Source organism: Methylobacterium sp. 190mf, from assembly GCF_900107945.1.
Classification (GTDB): Bacteria; Pseudomonadota; Alphaproteobacteria; order Rhizobiales; family Beijerinckiaceae; genus Methylobacterium.
The window spans coordinates 220,462-237,776 of record NZ_FNVI01000006.1 but is presented as its reverse complement, the minus strand read 5'-3'; the positions used below and the strand labels follow the sequence as shown (position 1 = coordinate 237,776).

Annotated in this window: 12 protein-coding genes; 10 read left to right on the top strand and 2 right to left on the bottom strand. The window is 73.3% G+C overall.

Going from position 1 to position 17,315, the window contains the following annotated elements:
* The first annotated feature begins 16 nt into the window (after positions 1-16).
* From uvrA to C4T42_RS09495, 7 genes are all read left to right on the top strand, one after another.
* Entirely contained in the window at positions 17-3,145 is a 3,129-nt protein-coding gene (uvrA, locus tag C4T42_RS09525) for an excinuclease ABC subunit UvrA (protein ID WP_103985044.1), read from the top strand.
* 613 nt (positions 3,146-3,758) lie between these two features.
* The gene (locus C4T42_RS09520) at positions 3,759-4,739 is read left to right on the top strand and encodes a transporter (RefSeq protein WP_020095500.1); all 981 of its coding nucleotides are present in this window, start codon (positions 3,759-3,761) and stop codon (positions 4,737-4,739) included.
* A 275-nt stretch (positions 4,740-5,014) separates the two neighbouring features.
* A complete protein-coding gene (locus tag C4T42_RS09515) occupies positions 5,015-5,989 on the top strand; it encodes a S1C family serine protease (protein ID WP_020095499.1) in 975 nt (324 codons plus the stop codon).
* Positions 5,990-6,155: 166 nt separating this feature from the next.
* Positions 6,156-6,425, top strand: coding sequence for a hypothetical protein (locus C4T42_RS09510; RefSeq protein ID WP_020095498.1), 270 nt, complete (start codon positions 6,156-6,158; stop codon positions 6,423-6,425).
* Positions 6,426-6,708: 283 nt separating this feature from the next.
* The gene (locus tag C4T42_RS09505; RefSeq protein WP_020095497.1) at positions 6,709-6,855 is read left to right on the top strand and encodes a DUF1127 domain-containing protein; all 147 of its coding nucleotides are present in this window, start codon (positions 6,709-6,711) and stop codon (positions 6,853-6,855) included.
* A 90-nt stretch (positions 6,856-6,945) separates the two neighbouring features.
* The gene (trmFO, locus tag C4T42_RS09500; RefSeq protein ID WP_042671323.1) at positions 6,946-8,385 is read left to right on the top strand and encodes a methylenetetrahydrofolate--tRNA-(uracil(54)-C(5))-methyltransferase (FADH(2)-oxidizing) TrmFO; all 1,440 of its coding nucleotides are present in this window, start codon (positions 6,946-6,948) and stop codon (positions 8,383-8,385) included.
* 102 nt (positions 8,386-8,487) lie between these two features.
* A complete protein-coding gene (locus tag C4T42_RS09495; protein ID WP_091677322.1) occupies positions 8,488-9,690 on the top strand; it encodes a Zn-dependent hydrolase in 1,203 nt (400 codons plus the stop codon).
* A gap of 67 nt (positions 9,691-9,757) precedes the next feature.
* Here the strand turns inward: C4T42_RS09495 and C4T42_RS32720 are convergent, their stop codons facing one another.
* Positions 9,758-10,477, bottom strand: a complete 720-nt coding sequence (locus C4T42_RS32720) for a CatB-related O-acetyltransferase (protein ID WP_042671319.1) — start codon at positions 10,475-10,477, stop codon at positions 9,758-9,760.
* Positions 10,474-14,376 carry a glycosyltransferase gene (locus tag C4T42_RS09485; RefSeq protein ID WP_103985043.1) on the bottom strand — a complete coding sequence of 1,301 codons (3,903 nt, stop codon included), beginning with the start codon at positions 14,374-14,376 and terminating at the stop codon, positions 10,474-10,476. Before C4T42_RS09485 ends, C4T42_RS32720 begins: the two co-directional genes overlap by 4 nt.
* Before the next feature lie 351 nt (positions 14,377-14,727).
* Here C4T42_RS09485 and C4T42_RS09480 point away from each other — a divergent pair, with 351 nt between their 5' ends.
* From C4T42_RS09480 to C4T42_RS09470, 3 genes are read left to right on the top strand one after another with little or no spacing between them, the layout of a single operon-like run.
* Positions 14,728-15,360 (top strand): PadR family transcriptional regulator, encoded by a 633-nt coding sequence (locus C4T42_RS09480; protein ID WP_103985042.1) that lies wholly within the window; start codon positions 14,728-14,730, stop codon positions 15,358-15,360.
* Complete coding sequence (locus C4T42_RS09475; protein WP_181049157.1) at positions 15,357-16,325, top strand: glycosyltransferase family 2 protein; 969 nt, start codon at positions 15,357-15,359, stop codon at positions 16,323-16,325. Before C4T42_RS09480 ends, C4T42_RS09475 begins: the two co-directional genes overlap by 4 nt.
* Positions 16,322-17,278, top strand: coding sequence for a glycosyltransferase family 2 protein (locus C4T42_RS09470; RefSeq protein WP_020093355.1), 957 nt, complete (start codon positions 16,322-16,324; stop codon positions 17,276-17,278). Before C4T42_RS09475 ends, C4T42_RS09470 begins: the two co-directional genes overlap by 4 nt.
* Positions 17,279-17,315 lie beyond the last annotated feature (37 nt).

Below are 17,315 nucleotides of genomic sequence, written 5' to 3'. Positions count from 1 at the left end.
AAAGACCGCCGCCCTCATGGCCAAAGCCCAAGCTGGAAGTCGTGCCGCAAGCCGCGTCGGTGCTGCCCAAGCCGCACCGAAAGCTGCCGCCAAAGCGCCTTCCAAGACGGCTCCGAAAGCCCCGGCGACGGCCAAGGCGCCCCAGTCCAAGGTGCCCGAGTCCAAGCCGGTTCGCGCGAAATCCAGCTCCCCCGGCGCGCGGACCGAAGCCGCCATCGACGCCAAGCTGGAGGCCCTGTTCGACGCCGCGCCGGCCCCCGTCGAGGACCGGCGGGTCATCGCGATCCGCGGCGCCCGGGAGCACAATCTCAAGAACGTCGACCTGACCATCCCGCGGGACAAGCTCGTGGTCTTCACCGGGCTCTCGGGCTCGGGCAAGTCGTCGCTCGCCTTCGACACGATCTACGCCGAGGGGCAGCGCCGCTACGTCGAGTCGCTCTCGGCCTACGCCCGCCAGTTCCTGGAGATGATGTCCAAGCCCGACGTCGACCAGATCGACGGGCTGTCGCCGGCGATCTCGATCGAGCAGAAGACCACCTCGAAGAACCCCCGCTCGACCGTGGGGACGGTGACCGAGATCTACGACTACATGCGCCTGCTCTGGGCGCGGGTCGGCATCCCCTACTCGCCGGCCACCGGCCTGCCGATCGAGAGCCAGACCGTCCAGCAGATGGTCGACCGGGTGCTGGAGCTGCCGGAGAAGACCCGGCTCTACCTGCTCGCGCCCGTGGTCCGCGGGCGGAAGGGCGAGTACCGCAAGGAGATCGCCGAATATCAGAAGAAAGGCTTCCAGCGGCTGCGCGTGAACGGCGAATACTACGCCATCGACGATGTGCCCAAGCTCGACAAGAAGTTCAAGCACGACATCGACGTGGTGGTGGACCGGATCGTGGTCCGGGCCGATATCGGCTCGCGGCTGGCCGAGTCCTTCGAGACCGCGCTGGAACTCGCCGACGGCGTCGCCGAGATCGTGTTCGCCGACGCCCCCGAGGGCGAGGCGCCGCGGACCGTCACCTTCTCGTCGCGCTTCGCCTGCCCGGTCTCGGGCTTCACCATCGCGGAGATCGAGCCGCGGCTGTTCTCGTTCAACAACCCGTTCGGCGCCTGCCCGACCTGCAGCGGCATCGGCCACGAGATGCGGATCGATCCCGAGCTGGTGATCTCCGACCCTGGCTTAAGCCTGAAGCGCGGCGCGGTCGGCCCCTGGGCGAAGTCGACCTCGCCCTATTACGGCCAGACGCTCGAGGCGCTCGCCGAGCATTTCGGCTTCAAGACGGGCGTCCCCTGGCAGAGCCTGTCGGAGACGGCCCGCGCCATCGTGCTCTACGGCTCGGGCAAGCAGGCGGTGCGCTTCGCCTACGACGACGGCTTGCGCAAGTACACGGTCAACAAGCCCTTCGAGGGCGTGATCCCGAACCTGGAGCGCCGCTACAAGGAGAGCGACTCGGACGCCGTGCGCGAGGAGATCGGGCGCTTCATGAGCGAGACGCCCTGCGCCGCCTGCGGCGGCAAGCGGCTGAAACCCGAGGCTCTGGCCGTGAAGGTCGCCATGGCGGACATCGCCGACGTGACCGCCCTCTCGGTCTCCGAGGCGCATCGCTGGTTCTCGGACCTGCCCGGGAAGCTGACCGCGAAGCAGAACGAGATCGCGGTCCGGATCCTGAAAGAGATCCGCGACCGGCTGAGCTTCCTGGTGGATGTCGGCCTGGAATACCTGACGCTCGCCCGCGGCTCCGGCTCGCTCTCGGGCGGCGAGAGCCAGCGCATCCGCCTCGCCTCGCAGATCGGCTCCGGCCTGACCGGCGTGCTCTACGTGCTGGACGAGCCCTCGATCGGCCTGCACCAGCGCGACAACGAGCGGCTGCTCGGCACGCTCAAGCGCCTGCGCGACCTCGGCAACTCGGTGATCGTGGTCGAGCACGACGAGGACGCGATCCTGCAGGCCGATTACGTGGTCGATGTCGGCCCGGGCGCCGGCATCCACGGCGGCGAGATCATCGCGCAGGGCACCCCCGCGGAGGTGCTGGCGAACCCCGCCTCGCTCACCGCCAAGTATCTCACCGGCGCGATGGCGGTGCGCACCCCGACCGCCCGCCGCAAGGGCCGGAAGGGCAAGCTCGGCCTGTTCGGCGCGCGGGGCAACAATCTCAAGGACGTGGACGTCGAGATCCCGCTCGGCACCTTCACGTGCATCACCGGCGTCTCGGGGGGCGGCAAGTCCACCCTGGTGATCGACACCCTCTACAAGGCCGTCGCCAAGAAGCTGAACGGCGCCCTGGAGCACCCGGCCCCCTACGGGCGGCTGGAGGGGCTGGAGCACCTCGACAAGGTCATCGACATCGACCAGTCGCCGATCGGGCGCACGCCGCGCTCGAACCCCGCCACCTATATCGGCGCCTTCACGCCGATCCGCGACTGGTTCGCGGGCCTCCCCGAGGCCAAGGCGCGGGGCTACCAGCCCGGGCGCTTCTCGTTCAACGTCAAGGGCGGGCGCTGCGAGGCCTGCTCGGGCGACGGCGTCATCAAGATCGAGATGCACTTCCTGCCGGACGTCTACGTCACCTGCGACGTCTGCAAGGGCAAGCGCTACGACCGCGAGACCCTGGAGGTGAAGTACCGGGGCAAGTCCATCGCCGACGTGCTCGACTCCACCGTCGAGGAGGCGGCCGAGCTGTTCAAGGCGGTGCCGGCGATCCGCGACAAGCTCGAGACCCTGAAGCGGGTCGGCCTGCACTACGTCCATGTCGGCCAGCAGGCCACCACCCTGTCGGGGGGCGAGGCGCAGCGCGTGAAGCTCTCCAAGGAGCTGTCGAAGCGCGCCACCGGCCGCACCCTCTACATCCTCGACGAGCCGACCACCGGCCTGCACTTCCACGACGTCGCCAAGCTCATGGAGGTGCTCCACGAGCTGGTCGACCAGGGCAACACCGTGGTGGTGATCGAGCACAACCTCGAAGTGATCAAGACCGCCGACTGGGTGATCGACATGGGTCCCGAGGGCGGCGACGGCGGCGGCCGGGTGGTGGCGCAGGGCACGCCGGAAGAGATCGCCCGCGCCAAGGCCAGCCATACCGGCCGGTTCCTGCGCGAGGTGCTGGAGCGGCGGCCCGCCTCACCCGCGAGCCGCGGTCGCGCCGCGGAGTAGCGGGGCGGCGGAGGGGGGCGGACCTTCCGGGGGCGGGCATCGCACGCACCGGCGACCGTGCCGGACGCGCCCCCGCCCGTGCAGTGCGGGCGCGGGTCCGACGCGACGGATCACCCGCTCCCGGGCCGGCGCGGCAGTTTCTGCCGGGTCTCGGCCGGACCCCGCGCCCGCGGACGGTGATTCGAGCGGCCGGATCCGGCTCCGGACCCGCCGCCGACCGGCTCGGAGCCGGATCCCGGCCCGCGCGTCCGGACCGGCGGCCTGCCCGATCACCTTCCCGCCTTTGCCGGATTCTCCCGCGGCCCGGGCCGGCAACAGCTTGACCGTTCAACGATATTTTGCCGAAACCGCGGTTCGAGCAGGGTCTGTGGACAGTGTTGCATCGCCGCAAAAATGCGGCTTTTGCGCAACGGTTCGGCCGGTTGTGGCGTTTCGGCGAGCATTCCACTGTCTTTCCGCAGGTCTCTGTAGAATAGTCGCAGACGTTGAGACGGGCAGGCTCCGTGGGGGCGCTCGGCAGGTCCGAAGCCGGCAGCCGCGATAGGCGAGCAGACCGGCAGGGAAGTGCCGAATGCGGGACGGACGCCGTATGACCTTGGGAAGGAATGAGAAAATGATGAAGAACTGGCTCGCGGCCGGCACGGTCGCGCTCACGGTCGGCATGACCTCGACGATCGCGCAGGCGCAGACCACGACGGTTCCCGGTGAGCAGGTCGGCCTCGCCGTCGGCGCGCCGCTGCCGGAAGGCCTCTACGCGATCAACACGTTCACCTATCGCCGCACCGACGCGCCGAACTCGCCCGACACGGCCGTCAACATCCCGGTCCTGGTCTGGTCGACCCCGTTCGTGCCGTTCGGCGGCCGCGTCGAGCTGCTCGTGGCGCCCCCGACCGTGTTCGCCTTCACCCGCAACCCGGCGGGCGTGCGCAACAAGGACATCTCGATCAACGTCGGCACCTTCGTCGGCGGCATCTGGGCCTTCGACCTCGGCAACAACTTCGGCGTCAGCTTGCTCGGCGGCGCCTACCTGAACGACCTGAACGGCGACCGCGGCTCGATCATCACCGCGAACGGCACGACGGCCACCCCGGTCCTGCCGCAGCTCTCCTCCAACACCTACCGCTTCGGCATCGCCGGCAGCTACACGGGTGACGGCTGGAACATCACCGCCAACCTGACCGCCAACATCTACGACTCGCCCGGCCGCTTCCCCGGCCAGGTCGGCGCCGCCATCGGCCCGATCCGCCTGTCGGACGCCCTGAACTTCGACCTCACGGCGACCAAGAAGTTCGGCAACTTCGAGATCGGCCCGATCGCCTACGGCACCTACAACTTCGACATCAGCCAGGCCAGCGCCGCGGCCGGGAACCGTGGCCGGTTCGCCCTCGGCGGTCTCATCGGCTACGACTTCAAGATCTTCACCGTCCAGGCCTACGTTGCCCGCGACGTCGTGACCGGCGCGCAGTACACCAACGCGTTCGGCCGCACCCGCGACAACTACTCCACCGACGGCTGGATCCGGTTCATCGTGCCGCTCTACTCGCCGACCCCGGCCGCCGCGCCGGTCCCGGCGCCGCTGGTCCGCAAGTACTGAGATCCTTCCGAGACACCGGGCTCCCCGCCGCCGCGCGGCGGGGGCTCCCGGATCTCCGACAGGCCGTCCTCCGGGACGGCGCGCCGCCCGGCTCCGCCGGGCGGTTTTTCTTTGTGCCGGTGCCGCGGCGGGCCGCAGCCGGCCGCCCCGGGCGGGCCCGTGCCACGGGTCGCAGCCGGCCGCGGGTGACGCGGGCGGCGCGGACATCCTATGGTGTGCCGATGGCGCGGCTCCGGGGCCGACCGGAGCGCAGGCGGACGAGCCGAAGGATTGTCATGGCGACGCAGGGCGAGTGGAAGATCCCCGCGCAGGCCCAGCCCAGGCCCGCGGATTACGGCTACGACCTCGACCGGGCGCTCTCCGCGGTCCTGGCCCTGTCGGCGCGGATCCCGGACAGCGCGTTCACGGCCGAGACGCTCGGCACCGAGCGCGCCGGCAACGGCGTGGTGATCCGCGAGGACGGGCTGGTGCTCACCATCGGCTACCTCGTCACCGAGGCCGAGAGCGTCTGGCTCACCACCCGGGACGGCCGCTCGGTGCCCGGCCACGTCCTCGGCTTCGACGCCGCCACGGGCTTCGGCCTGGTCCAGGCGCTCGGCGATCTCGGCGTGCCGGCCCTCCCGCTCGGCCACTCGGCCGGACTCAAGACCGGCGACCGGGCCGTGCTGGCCGGGGCGGGCGGGCGCCAGCGCTGCGTCGCCGTCGAGGTCGTGGCCCGGCAGGAATTCGCCGGCTACTGGGAGTACGTCCTCGACGAGGCCCTGTTCACCGCCCCCGCGCACCCGCACTGGGGCGGGACCGCGCTGATCGGCCCCCAGGGCGACCTGCTGGGCATCGGCTCGCTGCAGCTGCAGCAGGGCGGCGGCGGCGCGGCGCGGCCGATCAACATGGTCGTGCCCATCGATCTGCTGACGCCGATCCTCGAGGACCTCGCCACGCGCGGGCGGGCCGACCGGCCGCCCCGCCCCTGGCTCGGCCTCTACGCCACCGAGAGCGAGGAGGGCATCGTCGTGATGGGCCTCGCCGATAACGGCCCGGCCGAGACCGGCGGCCTCCAGGCCGGCGACGTGATCGAGGCGGTGGCCGGCGAGCCGGTGGCCGACCTCGCCGCCCTGTTCCGGAGCGTCTGGGCCCTGGGCGAGGCCGGGGTGCGGGTCCCCCTCACGATCCGCCGGGAGGGGCGCGGCGTGAAGCTCGCCCTCGTCTCCGGGGATCGGGAGCGGTTCCTGCGCACGCCCTCGCTGCACTGAGCCCGCGACCCGGAGCGTGCAACCTTCGCGCTCCGAGCGGCGTTGCCGCGGCGCCGTCGCGGGCCTGTACCGGACACAACCTACGGCTCAGCGACGGTTCAGGTGGCGGGACCGAATCTCGAACGACCGGCTCCCGATCCGCCGGAAACGTTGAGGAGATCCAGTCATGACGATTCTGAGCGCACCGCGCGCGAAGGCACTCGTGATGGCCGCCGCGATCGCCGGCGGCCTCGGGCTCGCGGGGTCTGCCGAGGCGGCCGGGGGCTGCGGCCCCGGCTTCCATCCCAATCCGTGGGGCATCTGCCGGCCGAACTGGGGCCCCCGGCCCTACGGCTACTGGCGGCGCCCGGTCTATTACGGCGGGTACGGCGGTTACTACCGGCCGCGGCCCTTCTACCGGCCCTACGGCTTCTACGGGCCGCGCCCGTTCTACTGAGCCCCCGTCCGAGTTCGTCAGACGGCATGCAGGGCGTCCCGCCGACCGGCGGGGCGCCCTTCGCGCGTGCGGAAGGCCCTTCTTCGCCCTGCATGCGCACAAAGAATGACCATCCGGAAACCTTGCCGGTTTCTTAAGCCGGTTATGCGATTTTCGCAGGTCTGGTGCTTGACCTTGCGACTCCTGCTGCGCTGCGGCGCGATTATATGTGCGTTGCACCAACAAGAGGCAGCGATGCGCAATGGGGCGCCATCGTCTGCCCGAGCAGAGGTCACAGCACACCATGTCCGCCGCCCGTAGCGTCCTGAGCCGCGTCCGCGCCTATCTCCGGTACCGCGACACCGTCACCCAGCTGTCCCGCCTGTCGGACCGCGATCTTGCCGATCTCGGCATCAACCGCAGCGAGATCCGCGGCGTCGCCCGCGTCTGATCCCCGCGTCCGCGTCACAGCGCCCGAGACGAACGCCTCGAAGGACCGCCGCCCGTTGATCCGGACGGCGGTCCTTCGCTATTCTCGGACATGACACAGACCATCCACATCGTCGGCGGCGGCCTCGCCGGATCCGAGGCCGCCTGGCAGGTAGCCGAAGCCGGGCATCGCGCCGTGATCCACGAGATGCGCCCGGTGCGCGGCACCGAGGCGCACCGGACCGACGGGCTGGCCGAGCTCGTCTGCTCCAACTCGTTCCGGTCGGACGACCCGGAGGGCAACGCCGTCGGGCTGCTGCACCAGGAGATGCGCTCCTTGAGCTCGCTGATCATGCGGGCGGCCGACGCCAACCAGGTGCCGGCGGGCGGGGCGCTGGCGGTCGACCGCGAGGGCTTCTCCGCCGCGGTGACCCGGGCCCTGGAGCAGCACCCGAACGTCACCCTCGTCCGCGGGGAGGTCGAGGGCCTGCCGCCGGAGGAATGGGGGCCCTGCATCGTCGCCACCGGCCCGCTCACCGCGCCGGCGCTGGCCGAGGGCATCCGCGGGCTCACCGGCGCCGAGTCGCTGGCCTTCTTCGACGCGATCGCGCCGATCGTCCACCGCGACTCGATCGACATGGACGTGGCGTGGTTCCAGTCCCGCTACGACAAGCCGGGACCCGGCGGCACGGGCGCGGACTACCTCAACTGCCCGATGACCCGGGAGCAGTACGACGCCTTCGTGGCCGCCCTCGTGGCGGGCGAGAAGATCGGGTTCAAGCAGTGGGAGGGCACGCCCTATTTCGACGGCTGCCTGCCCGTCGAGGTCATGGCCGAGCGCGGCCCCGAGACGCTGCGCCACGGGCCGATGAAGCCCGTGGGGCTCACCAATCCCCGCGACCCGCTGGTCAAGCCCTGCGCGATCGTGCAGCTGCGCCAGGACAACGCGCTGGGCACCCTGTACAACATGGTCGGCTTCCAGACGAAGCTGACCTACGCCGAGCAGGTGCGGGTCTTCCGCATGATCCCCGGCCTGGAGCGGGCCGAGTTCGCCCGCCTCGGCGGCCTGCACCGCAACACCTACCTCGACAGCCCGCGCCTCCTCGACGCCACCCTCCGGCTGCGGGCCCGTCCGACCTTGCGCTTCGCCGGGCAGATCACCGGCTGCGAGGGCTACGTCGAGAGCGCCGCGGTCGGGCTGATGGCCGGCCGCTTCGCCGTCGCGGAGGCGGCCGGCGCCCCCCTCGCCCCCCTGCCCCAGAGCACGGCCCTCGGCGCGCTCATCGCCCACATCACCGGCGGCCACCTGATGGCGGACGGGGAGGCCAACGCCCCGCGCTCGTTCCAGCCGATGAACGTGAATTTCGGCCTGTTCCCGCCGCTCGAGCGGGCCCCCCGCAACGAGACCGGCCGGCGCCTGCGCGGACCCGAGAAGGCGGCGCTGAAGAAGCGCGCGCTCACCGACCGGGCCCGGGCCGATCTCGCCGCCTGGCTGGAGGGCGCGGGGGGCGGTGCGCAGGGCGCGGCCTCGAGACCTGCGGCGGCGGAATAGCGGGCCGCACGGGGCTTGCACCGCCGGAGGCCTCTCCACGTGGCCGCCTCACTCGGCCTCAACACTCGGCCTCAACACTTGGCCTCATCGCCTGGGCTCACCATGACCGCGATCGACACCCGGGCCTTCCTGGCCGACCTGTACGAACTGCGCGAGATCGGCCGGTTCCGCACCGGCGTCCACCGGCCGACCTTCTCGGCCGACGACATGGAATCCCGGCGCTGGCTGATGGCCCGGCTCGAGGCCTGCGGCCTGGAGGCCTCCATCGACGGGATCGGCAACGTGCTCGGGCGCCACCGCGGGCCGGGCCCGCACCTGCTGGTCGGCAGCCACATCGAGACGCAGAACGAGGCCGGCTGGCTCGACGGGGCGCTGGGCGTCGTGGCCGGGGTCGCGCTGGCCCGCGCCGGGCTGCCCGTCGACGTCGTCGCCTTCGCGGACGAGGAGGGGCACTTCTCGGGGGGCTTCCTGGGCAGCCGCTCGGCGATCGGCGACCTGACCGAGGCCGAGATCGACGAGGCCCGCAACCGCACCGACGGCACGCCGCTCCGCGCGGCGCTCGCGAGCGCCGGCCTCGCCGGCCTGCCCCGGACGCGGCTCGACCCGGACCGCTACCGCGGCTTCCTCGAGATGCACATCGAGCAGGGCACGCAGCTCGAATCCGCCGGCCTGCATCTCGGCGTGGTGAGCGGCATCGTGGCGATCTGGCAGTTCCGGATCGACTTCGCCGGCAACCAGGACCACGCGGGCGGCACCACCATGGCGGAGCGCCGGGACGCGGGTCTCTCGGCGGTGCGGCTGCTCGCGGCGATCGACCGGGAATTCCCGAAGGTCTGCGGGCCGCGCAGCACCTGGACCACGGGACGGATCACCCTGGATCCCGGCGGCTTCAGCATCATCCCGGGGCGGGCCGAGGTGTATTTCCAGTTCCGCGACGTGGCGATGCCCGTGCTGGAGCGGATGGAGGCCTGCCTGGAGGCGCTGGTGCGGGACTCGAACCGGCGCGAGCGCTGCCCGGCCACGCTGACGGCCCTGGCCAAGGCGATCCCCGCCCCCTGCGACCCGGCCCTGATGCGCGCCCTCTCGGAGGCGGCCGAGAGCGTCTGCCCCGGCGGGTGGCAGGTGATGCCGTCGGGGGCCGGGCACGACGCCCAGAACGTCGCCCGGATCCTGCCGGCCGCGATGCTGTTCGTGCCCTCGATCGGCGGCATCAGCCACCACTGGGCGGAGGATACCAGCGACGCCGACCTCGCCCTCGGCGTGCGGGCTCTCGGCGACGCGGCGGCGCGGGTGCTGGCGGGCTGAGCGTGCCGCCCCGGACGCCCCGGCGCGCGGCGCGTCCCGGCGGGCGCCCGGCCTCAGGTGCCTGGGCTCAGGCGCCCGGCACCAGCGACCGGATCGGGATCAGCTCCGGCCGGTATTCCTGCATGCCCCCGGCGATCCGCTCCTCGACGGCGTCGATGAACGTCTCCGGGTCGGTGATCGAGCACTGGCGCAGGTCCCAGAAGGCGTAGCGCCACCATTGCACCTTCAGGTAGCGCTCGATCAGCGCGTCCGGGAAGCGCATCTTCACGATCCGGGCGGGGCTGCCGGCCACGATCGCGTAGGGCGGCACGTCCTTGGTCACCACCGCCATGGCGCCGATCACCGCCCCGTCGCCGATCGTGATGTCGGGCATCAGGAAGGCGCCGTGGCCGATATAGACGTCGTTGCCGATGCGCACGCGCTTGGGCCAGAGATACGGGCCGGAGATCTCGTAATCCTCCGCCCGCGGGTCGATGCGGTCGAACACGGCCGAGTGGTGCGTGTAGAACAGCGGCGAGGTCGAGCCGCACTGGACCGGGTGGCTGCCGCGCCCGACCTGGACGCTCTCGCCGATCGAGCAGTAGCGGGCGATGTCGGCCCCGAAATAGTAGCCGCTGACCGCGTACGAGAACGCCCCCATGGTGAGGCAGTAATCGACGCCCATCCACTTGATGCTGCACGGCGGCTCGAAGACGCAATCCTCCGGCAGGCCGAACGGGGCCGGGTGCAGCACCGAGATGCCGCGGCGCAGCATCTCCTGCTTCATGTCCTCGTTGACGGAGATCATGCGGCGTCCTCGTCGCTGGGGTGCCCGGTCCCGGCCGGCGCCGGGTCCAGGCCGTAATAGTCGCCCATCAGGTCGCCGTAGGTGGCGGCCCGGATCGGCACGGTGAGCCGGCCCGCGGCCGAGACGTCGATGGCGAGCAGGCGGTCGTTGAAGGCGGCCGGATCGGTGGCCAGCGCGCCGGGGAGCAGGTGCCCGTTCGGGTAGGCGCGCAGCCGCTCGGCCGGCGCGCCGAGGTCGAAGGCCGCCACCGGCAGGCCGGTGCGCAGCGCCAGGGTCAGCGCGTACGAGTAGGTCTCGGGCCAGATCGCCGGCAGCAGCACGAGGTCGGCCGAGAGCCGCCAGACCAGGTCCAGGGCCTCGTGGTCCCCGGAATAGCGCCCGGTCTGGGCGACCCCGACGCGCTCCAGGCCGATCGCCAGGGCCGGGTCCGAGTAGCCCACGATCGCGAAGTGCAGCGGCAGGTCGCGGTCCCGCGCGTCGGTGGCGAGCGCCTGCAGGAACAGGCCGCCCTTCGTGGCGCTGATCGCGCCGAGCACGGCGACGCGGCGGATTCGGCCGGGCCGCTGGAGGGCGGTCGAGCGCACCGACCGCTCCGGCTCGACGTGCGGCCGCACCGTGACCGACAGATCCGGGTACACCGTCCGGATCCGGCTCGCCGTGTCGGAGGACGGCGCGAACACCCGCGCGGCGCCCGCCAGGAACGCCCCGAACGCCGCCCGCCGCTCGCCCGGATCCGGCTCCTCGAACCCGTCCGCGTCCACCGCCAGGCACGACCGGCACTCCGCCACCGGCGCCAGGCCGCAGTAGCGCCCGTCCGGCTGCACCAGGTGGTTGCGGTGGCACACCGGCGAGTAGTCGTGCAGCGTCCACGCGTAGGGCCGCCCCGCGCCCGCCACCACCGCCATCAGCGCCCGCGCCGCGGCCCAGCGCAGGCCCGCCAGCGAGTGCACGTGGATCAGGACCGGCGCCAGCTGCCCGACGAACTCCGCGAGCTCGGCCGCGTCGCGCGGCAGGTACAGGCTGTCGAGGTTGGGCAGGTACAGGAACTCGGGGCCGCGATACGAGACGTGAACCTCCAGGTTGCGGGTCCGGTCGATCTGCAGCAGCACCACGCTCAGGCCCTCGGCCCGGGCCTGCGCGACCATGTCGTCGATGTGCCGCTGGATGCCCCCGCCCCAGCTGTGCGTCACGTACAGCAGCGCCCGGCCGGCGAAGTGCCGGGCCAGCCGCGCCCGGTCGAGCCGCGCCCGCCCGCGCCGGCCGGGATCGGCCTGGACGAACTGCCCGACCCGGGCCGGATAGTCGGGGTGCTTGGCGAGCAGCGCTGCCTGGCCCTGGTCGTACTCGCCGCCCGCGTCGAGCCCGAACGAGATCTGGCCGGCGTGGTGGACGAACACGTCCTCGGCGAGCAGGTTGACGAAGCCGGCCTTGATGGCGCGCAGGCACCAGTCGTTCTCCTCGCCGTAGCCCTTGCCGAAGGCCTCGGCGTCGAGGTCGCCGACGGCGTCGAGGGCGGCGGCGGTCATGTACATGCAGAAGCCGACGCCGGTGGGCACGGGCACGGCGCGGCCGCGATTGACCTGCGCGGCCACGCGGTCGAGGTCGGGCCGGGCGATCTCGAGCGGCATGGTGTTGTTGGCGTTGAAGCGCGGGTAGGAGCAGATCGTGGCGTTGTTGGACAGGGGCGTGACGCTGCCCACGGGCGGGCGCGGCTCGGCGGAGGGGCCTGTCTCAGGCTCAGCGTGGGCGACGAGGCGGTCGAGCCAGTCGCCGAAGACTTCAGCGTCGGAGTTGAGCAGGACGACGGCGCGGCCCTGGCGCAGGCCGAGGGCGCGGTTGACCGAGCGGACGAAGCCGAGGTTGCGCTCGTTCTCGACGAGGTGGAACAGGCCGCGGCCGGCGAGGGCGGCGAGGTCCGCGGTGAGCTGCGGGTCGGGGGAGCGGTCGTTGACGGCGAGCAGGGTGAAGGGGGTGGCCTGGGGCGCCGACAGGCAGGCGTGGAGGGCGCGCAGGGTCTCGCCGCGGCCCTTGTAGACGGGGACGATGACGACGACGCGGGCCTGCGCGATGGGCAGGGCCCGGGGCAGGCGGTCCCATTCGTCGGCCGCCGGAGCCTCCATGGGCGGGTAGGTGCCGAGATCCTCGGGGCAGCCCATCAGCCCGGCGGCCCGGCCGGTGCGCACGTAGTGCAGGAACGGCGACTCCCCGGGACCCAGCAGGTGCCCGTAGGTCTCCCGGTAGAACGCGATCGAGAAGGCCTTGCTCGGGTCCCGGCCCTCGTGCTGCCCGTAGGCGACGAAGTGGGCGAGCGGGGCGTCGGCGGCGTCGGGGTTGCGCTTGGCGTAGAAGGCGGCGTCGAAGAACGGTGCGACCGTCCGGGCCTCGTCGGCCAGCGCCGCCTCCCGCGAATCCGGCGTGCCGTAGCGGGGGTGGAAGGCACCGGCCGCGATGTCGGTGCCGTGCATCAGCGCCGTGGCGAGGCGGTGGACGAGGGGCGCGAGGCCCGTCTCGCGCATCCCGGGATGCGCGTCGGCGTAGGCCTGCCCGTCGAAGTCGGGCCTGGGGTTGCGGCCCGCGCGCCAGCCGGTGTCGCAGTAGTCGCGCACCGCGTCCTCCGCCTCCGACAGCCCGTAGCGCGCCCGGTAGAAGCCGTGGTCGAAATGCCCCGCCACCAGCCGCGCCTGCAGGTCCAGGAACGCGTCCCGCTCGAGGGTCTCCTGCCCGATCGCCCCGAGCCAGCCCGTGTCCTCGACCGGCGCCCGCGCCGGCCGCAGCCCGCAGACCCGCAGCAGCGCCGCCAGCGTCGAGCGCCCCGGGCCGGGATCGCGCAGCTCCCGCCAGCCCGCCTCGGCGAAGTGCAGGAACGGCTCGCGCCCGCCCACGTCCGGGTAGGTCGCCCGGTACCAGTCCGCGTCCACCGCCGGCAGGTTCAGCCGGTGCGGCCCCGCGAACGGCTCGGCCCCCGTCAGCCGGGTCTCGGCCACGTAGCGGAAGAACGGGTCGTCCGCGACCGCCCGGCTGCCGGCCCGCGCCTGCACGTAGCCGGCCGGGTCGAAGTCCGGCCGCGGGCCGATCCGCGCCCGCCAGCCCTCCGCCACGTAGTGGCGCAGCAGCGCCGCGTCCGAGGCATCGGCCAGCGCCTCGGCCTGCGGTCCGGGCAGGCGCTGCCGGTAATGGGCGGCGTCGAAGTAGGGGGCGAGCGTCTCGACCCGCAGGGCGAGCGCGGCCTCCGGGTCGGGCCGGGCGGGGCCGCCGTGGAGGACGTAGTGGACCAGCGGGTTCCGGGTGGCGAAGGTGATCCCGCGGCTGAGGCAGTAGGCCAGGGTGTCGAAGTGCGGCGCCGGCTCGCGGCCCTCGCGCCAGCCGGAGGCCATGTAGTGGTCGACCGGGTCGACGCCGGCGGCGGCGAGGTCGGGGTTGCCGGCGAGGTAGAAGGCGCCGTCGACGAGGCGGCGGGCGAGGCGGTGGGCCTCGGCCGTGTCGGGCTTCGGCAGGGCGGCCGCCTCCCCCTCCCCGCCGGCCCCGCCACGCCCGGCGCGGCGGCGCGCCAGGGCGTGCAGAAGCGGGTTGATGCCGGCGCGGGCGAGGTGGGGATGGGCGGCGAGGTAGGCGGCGGAGTCGAAGTCGGGGCGCGGGTCGCGGCCCGCGCGCCAGCCGTGGACGAGGTAGTCGCGCACCGGGTCGGCCGCGATCCCGTACCAACTCGCGTAGAACGCCGTGTCAAAGTGCGGGGCCAGGGCGGCGATCAGGCGCGCCTCGAGATCCGCGCCGGTCGCCGCGCCCGCCCAGCGTCGGTGCAGCGCCGCCGGCGTGGCCAGCGGGTCGCGCAGCCGGCCGAGGCGGCGTCGCATCCGCGTCAGGGCCGAGATCCGGCCGGTCCCGTCGGAGTCGCGGCGCATCTCAGGACTCTGCGGAGGGGCGTTCGCCGCGGGCCGTCACGGGGCGCGGGATCCATCGGCCGCCCGCCGGGCGGGCGCCGTCGAGGCGCGGGGCTCTGATCGGGTCATGGGCGGCAGCTGGCGGGCAGCGTCGGAGGCGCGAGGCGGCGCGGGAGCGATCGTCCTGTCGGACACAAGTCGCACTAGCGGAACCGGCCGAATCCGTAAACCGCGGGGCGCCGCCGGCGTCCGCGCCGCGGGCCATGCCGCGGGCCATGCCGCGGGTCATGCCGCGGACCGGCGGAGGGGCCTTGCTGCCGACCGTATTTCGATATATCTGAAAATTCGTCATATCGAAATCGAGTCGTCTCCATGCATCCCTATGTCTCGGACGGCCTGCACGCCGATCCCTTCGACGCCTTCCGCGTCCGCGCCCATCGCGGGCCGATGGGCGCCGACCCCCGCGGACGGCACGGGCCCCACGGCCACCCGGGTCGCGGTCCCGGCGACCGCCGGATGTTCGGCCGCGGCGGCCGCGGCGACCTCGCGCGCTTCTTCGCCCACGGCGACCTGCGCCTCGTCATCCTCCACCTGATCGCCGAGAAGCCGCGCCACGGCTACGAGATCATCAAGGCGATCGAGGAGCGGGTCGGCGGCGCCTACAGCCCGAGCCCCGGGACCGTCTACCCGACGCTGACCCTCCTGGAGGAACTCGGCCACGTCACGGTGACCCCCGGGGAGGGCACCAAGCGGCTGCACGCGATAACGCCCGAGGGGCAGGCCTTCCTGGACGGCAACCGCTCGACCCTCGAGGCGATCCTCGCCCGGATGGCGGAGGCCGAGGCCGCCCGGGGCGACGGTCCCCCGCCCTCGGTCGTGCGCGCCAAGGAGGGGCTGAAGCTCGCCCTGCAGATGCGGCTCGCCCGCGGCCCGCTCAGCGCCGAGCAGGCCGCCGCCATCACGGCGGCCCTGGAGGCGGCGACCGCCGCGGTGGAGCGGGCGTGACGGGCCGTCCCGCGCCCGTCACCGGACCCATCACCGGACCCGTCACCGGGACGCGGCCGGTGCCCGACCCGCGGCTCGGCAGCCTCGTCCTCGGGATCACCCTGTTCCGGCCGCGGCCGGACCAAGTGGCGCGCGTCCGGGCCCTGGCCTCGGCCGGCGACGCCGCGGTGATCGCCTTCGACAATGGCGGCCTCCCGGCCGGGACGGCCGACCAGCTCGCCCGGGCCGGCGTGACCCTGCTGTCGGCGGGCACGAATCTCGGCATCGCCGAGGCGCTCAACCGGATCGCGGCGGCCGCCCGTGCCGCGGGGGGCGGGACCCTCCTCCTCCTCGACCAGGACGCGGAGCCGCCCGCGGATCTCGCCGTCGCGCTGCTGGCGGCGCGGGACCGGCTGCGGGAGGCCGGGATCCCGGCGGCGGTGGTGGGCCCGGCGCCCGCGCCGGCACCGGGCCACAAGGCGCCGGCCTACCCGCCCCGTCCCGGCGCGCCGGCACGCGACGGCCTCGCTCCCGTGCAGTTCCTGGCGACCTCGGGCTCGCTCGTCGACCTCGACGCCTTCGCGCGGGTCGGGCCGTTCCGCGGCGACTTCTTCATCGACGGGGTCGAGCTCGAATGGTGCTTCCGTGCCTGGAGCCTCGGCTACGGCTGCTACCGAGCCGACGCCGTCGCGATCCCGCACCGCGTGGGCGGCGGGACGATCCGGGCCTTCGGGATCACGATGCCGCGCCAGCCCCTGTTCCGCATGGCGACCTACCTGCGCAACGCGATCTACGCGTGGCGGCTGCCGCACGTGCCGCCGCGCTGGAAACTCGCCCAGGCCGCCTACCTGCCGCTCCAGGCCGGGCTGTACTGGGCGGATTCGGGCTTCCGGCCCGCCGTGCTGCTCAGGCTCCTCGCGGCCGCGCGCGACGGCGCCCTCGGGCGCCTCGGGCCGCCCCGGGACCTGCCCCGGGACATGCCGTGACCGACCGCCCTGCCCTCGACGTCGTGATCGTCAACTGGAACGGCGGCGGCCTGCTGCGCGCCTGCCTCGCGAGCCTCGCGGCCGCGCGGGACGCCGCGGCCGTGCAGGTCACCGTGGTGGACAACGCCTCGACGGACGGCTCCACCGAGACCCTGCCCGCCCTGCCCCGCCCGCTCCGGCTGATCCAGAACACCGCGAATCTCGGCTTCGGCCGGGCCTGCGACCAGGGCGCCGCCGCCGGCGACGCCCCCGCGATCCTGTTCCTGAACCCTGACACGCAGGTCGCGCCCGACGCGCTCGGCGTGGCCCTGGCCGCCCTGGCGGCCGACCCGCGGACCGGGATCGTGGGCGCGCGGCTCGTCGACCCGGACGGGCGGACCGCGCGCTCCTGCGCCCGGGCGCCCTCGGCGCTGGGCCTCCTCGGCCGCGCCCTGGCGCTGGACCGCCTCGGCCTCGTGCGGCCGCACTTCCTGCTGGAGTGGGACCACGCGGAGGACCGCGCCGTCGACCAGGTGATGGGCGCCTTCCTGATGATCCGCCGCGACCTGTTCCGGAGCCTCGGCGGGTTCGACCCGCGCTTCTTCGTCTACTGGGAAGATGCCGACCTCTGCGAACGGGCCCGGGCGGCGGGCTTCGCGGTGCGGCACGTGGCCGGGGCGGTCGCCCGCCATGTCGGCCAGGGCACGACCCGGCAGGTGCGGGCGCGGCGGCTGTTCTACTTCCTGCGCAGCCAGATCCTCTACGCCGGCAAGCACCACGGCGCCGCGACGGCCCTCGGCCTGGCGGCGGCGAGCTTCGGCGCGCAGGTGCCCCTGCGTCTCGCCCTGGCCCTCGCCCGCCGCTCCCCCCGGGAGGCCGCGGAGGTCCTGCGGGCGGCGGGCCTCCTGGCCGCGGCGCTGCCGGGGCTCGTGCCGGACCTCCTGCGGGCCGCGCGCGCGCGGCCCGCCGCTTGAGCGGGCCGGCGATGCCGCGCCCTGTCCGCGCGCCCGC

Excerpts from the sequence above, each read along its gene's own strand:
- uvrA (WP_103985044.1), top strand. The coding sequence starts at position 17 with ATGGCCAAAGCCCAAGCTGGAAGTCGTGCCGCAAGCCGCGTCGGTGCT.
- C4T42_RS09520 (WP_020095500.1), top strand. The coding sequence starts at position 3,759 with ATGATGAAGAACTGGCTCGCGGCCGGCACGGTCGCGCTCACGGTCGGC.
- C4T42_RS09515 (WP_020095499.1), top strand. The coding sequence starts at position 5,015 with ATGGCGACGCAGGGCGAGTGGAAGATCCCCGCGCAGGCCCAGCCCAGG.
- C4T42_RS09510 (WP_020095498.1), top strand. The coding sequence starts at position 6,156 with ATGACGATTCTGAGCGCACCGCGCGCGAAGGCACTCGTGATGGCCGCC.
- C4T42_RS09505 (WP_020095497.1), top strand. The coding sequence starts at position 6,709 with ATGTCCGCCGCCCGTAGCGTCCTGAGCCGCGTCCGCGCCTATCTCCGG.
- trmFO (WP_042671323.1), top strand. The coding sequence starts at position 6,946 with ATGACACAGACCATCCACATCGTCGGCGGCGGCCTCGCCGGATCCGAG.
- C4T42_RS09495 (WP_091677322.1), top strand. The coding sequence starts at position 8,488 with ATGACCGCGATCGACACCCGGGCCTTCCTGGCCGACCTGTACGAACTG.
- C4T42_RS32720 (WP_042671319.1), bottom strand. The coding sequence starts at position 10,477 with ATGATCTCCGTCAACGAGGACATGAAGCAGGAGATGCTGCGCCGCGGC.
- C4T42_RS09485 (WP_103985043.1), bottom strand. The coding sequence starts at position 14,376 with ATGCGCCGCGACTCCGACGGGACCGGCCGGATCTCGGCCCTGACGCGG.
- C4T42_RS09480 (WP_103985042.1), top strand. The coding sequence starts at position 14,728 with ATGCATCCCTATGTCTCGGACGGCCTGCACGCCGATCCCTTCGACGCC.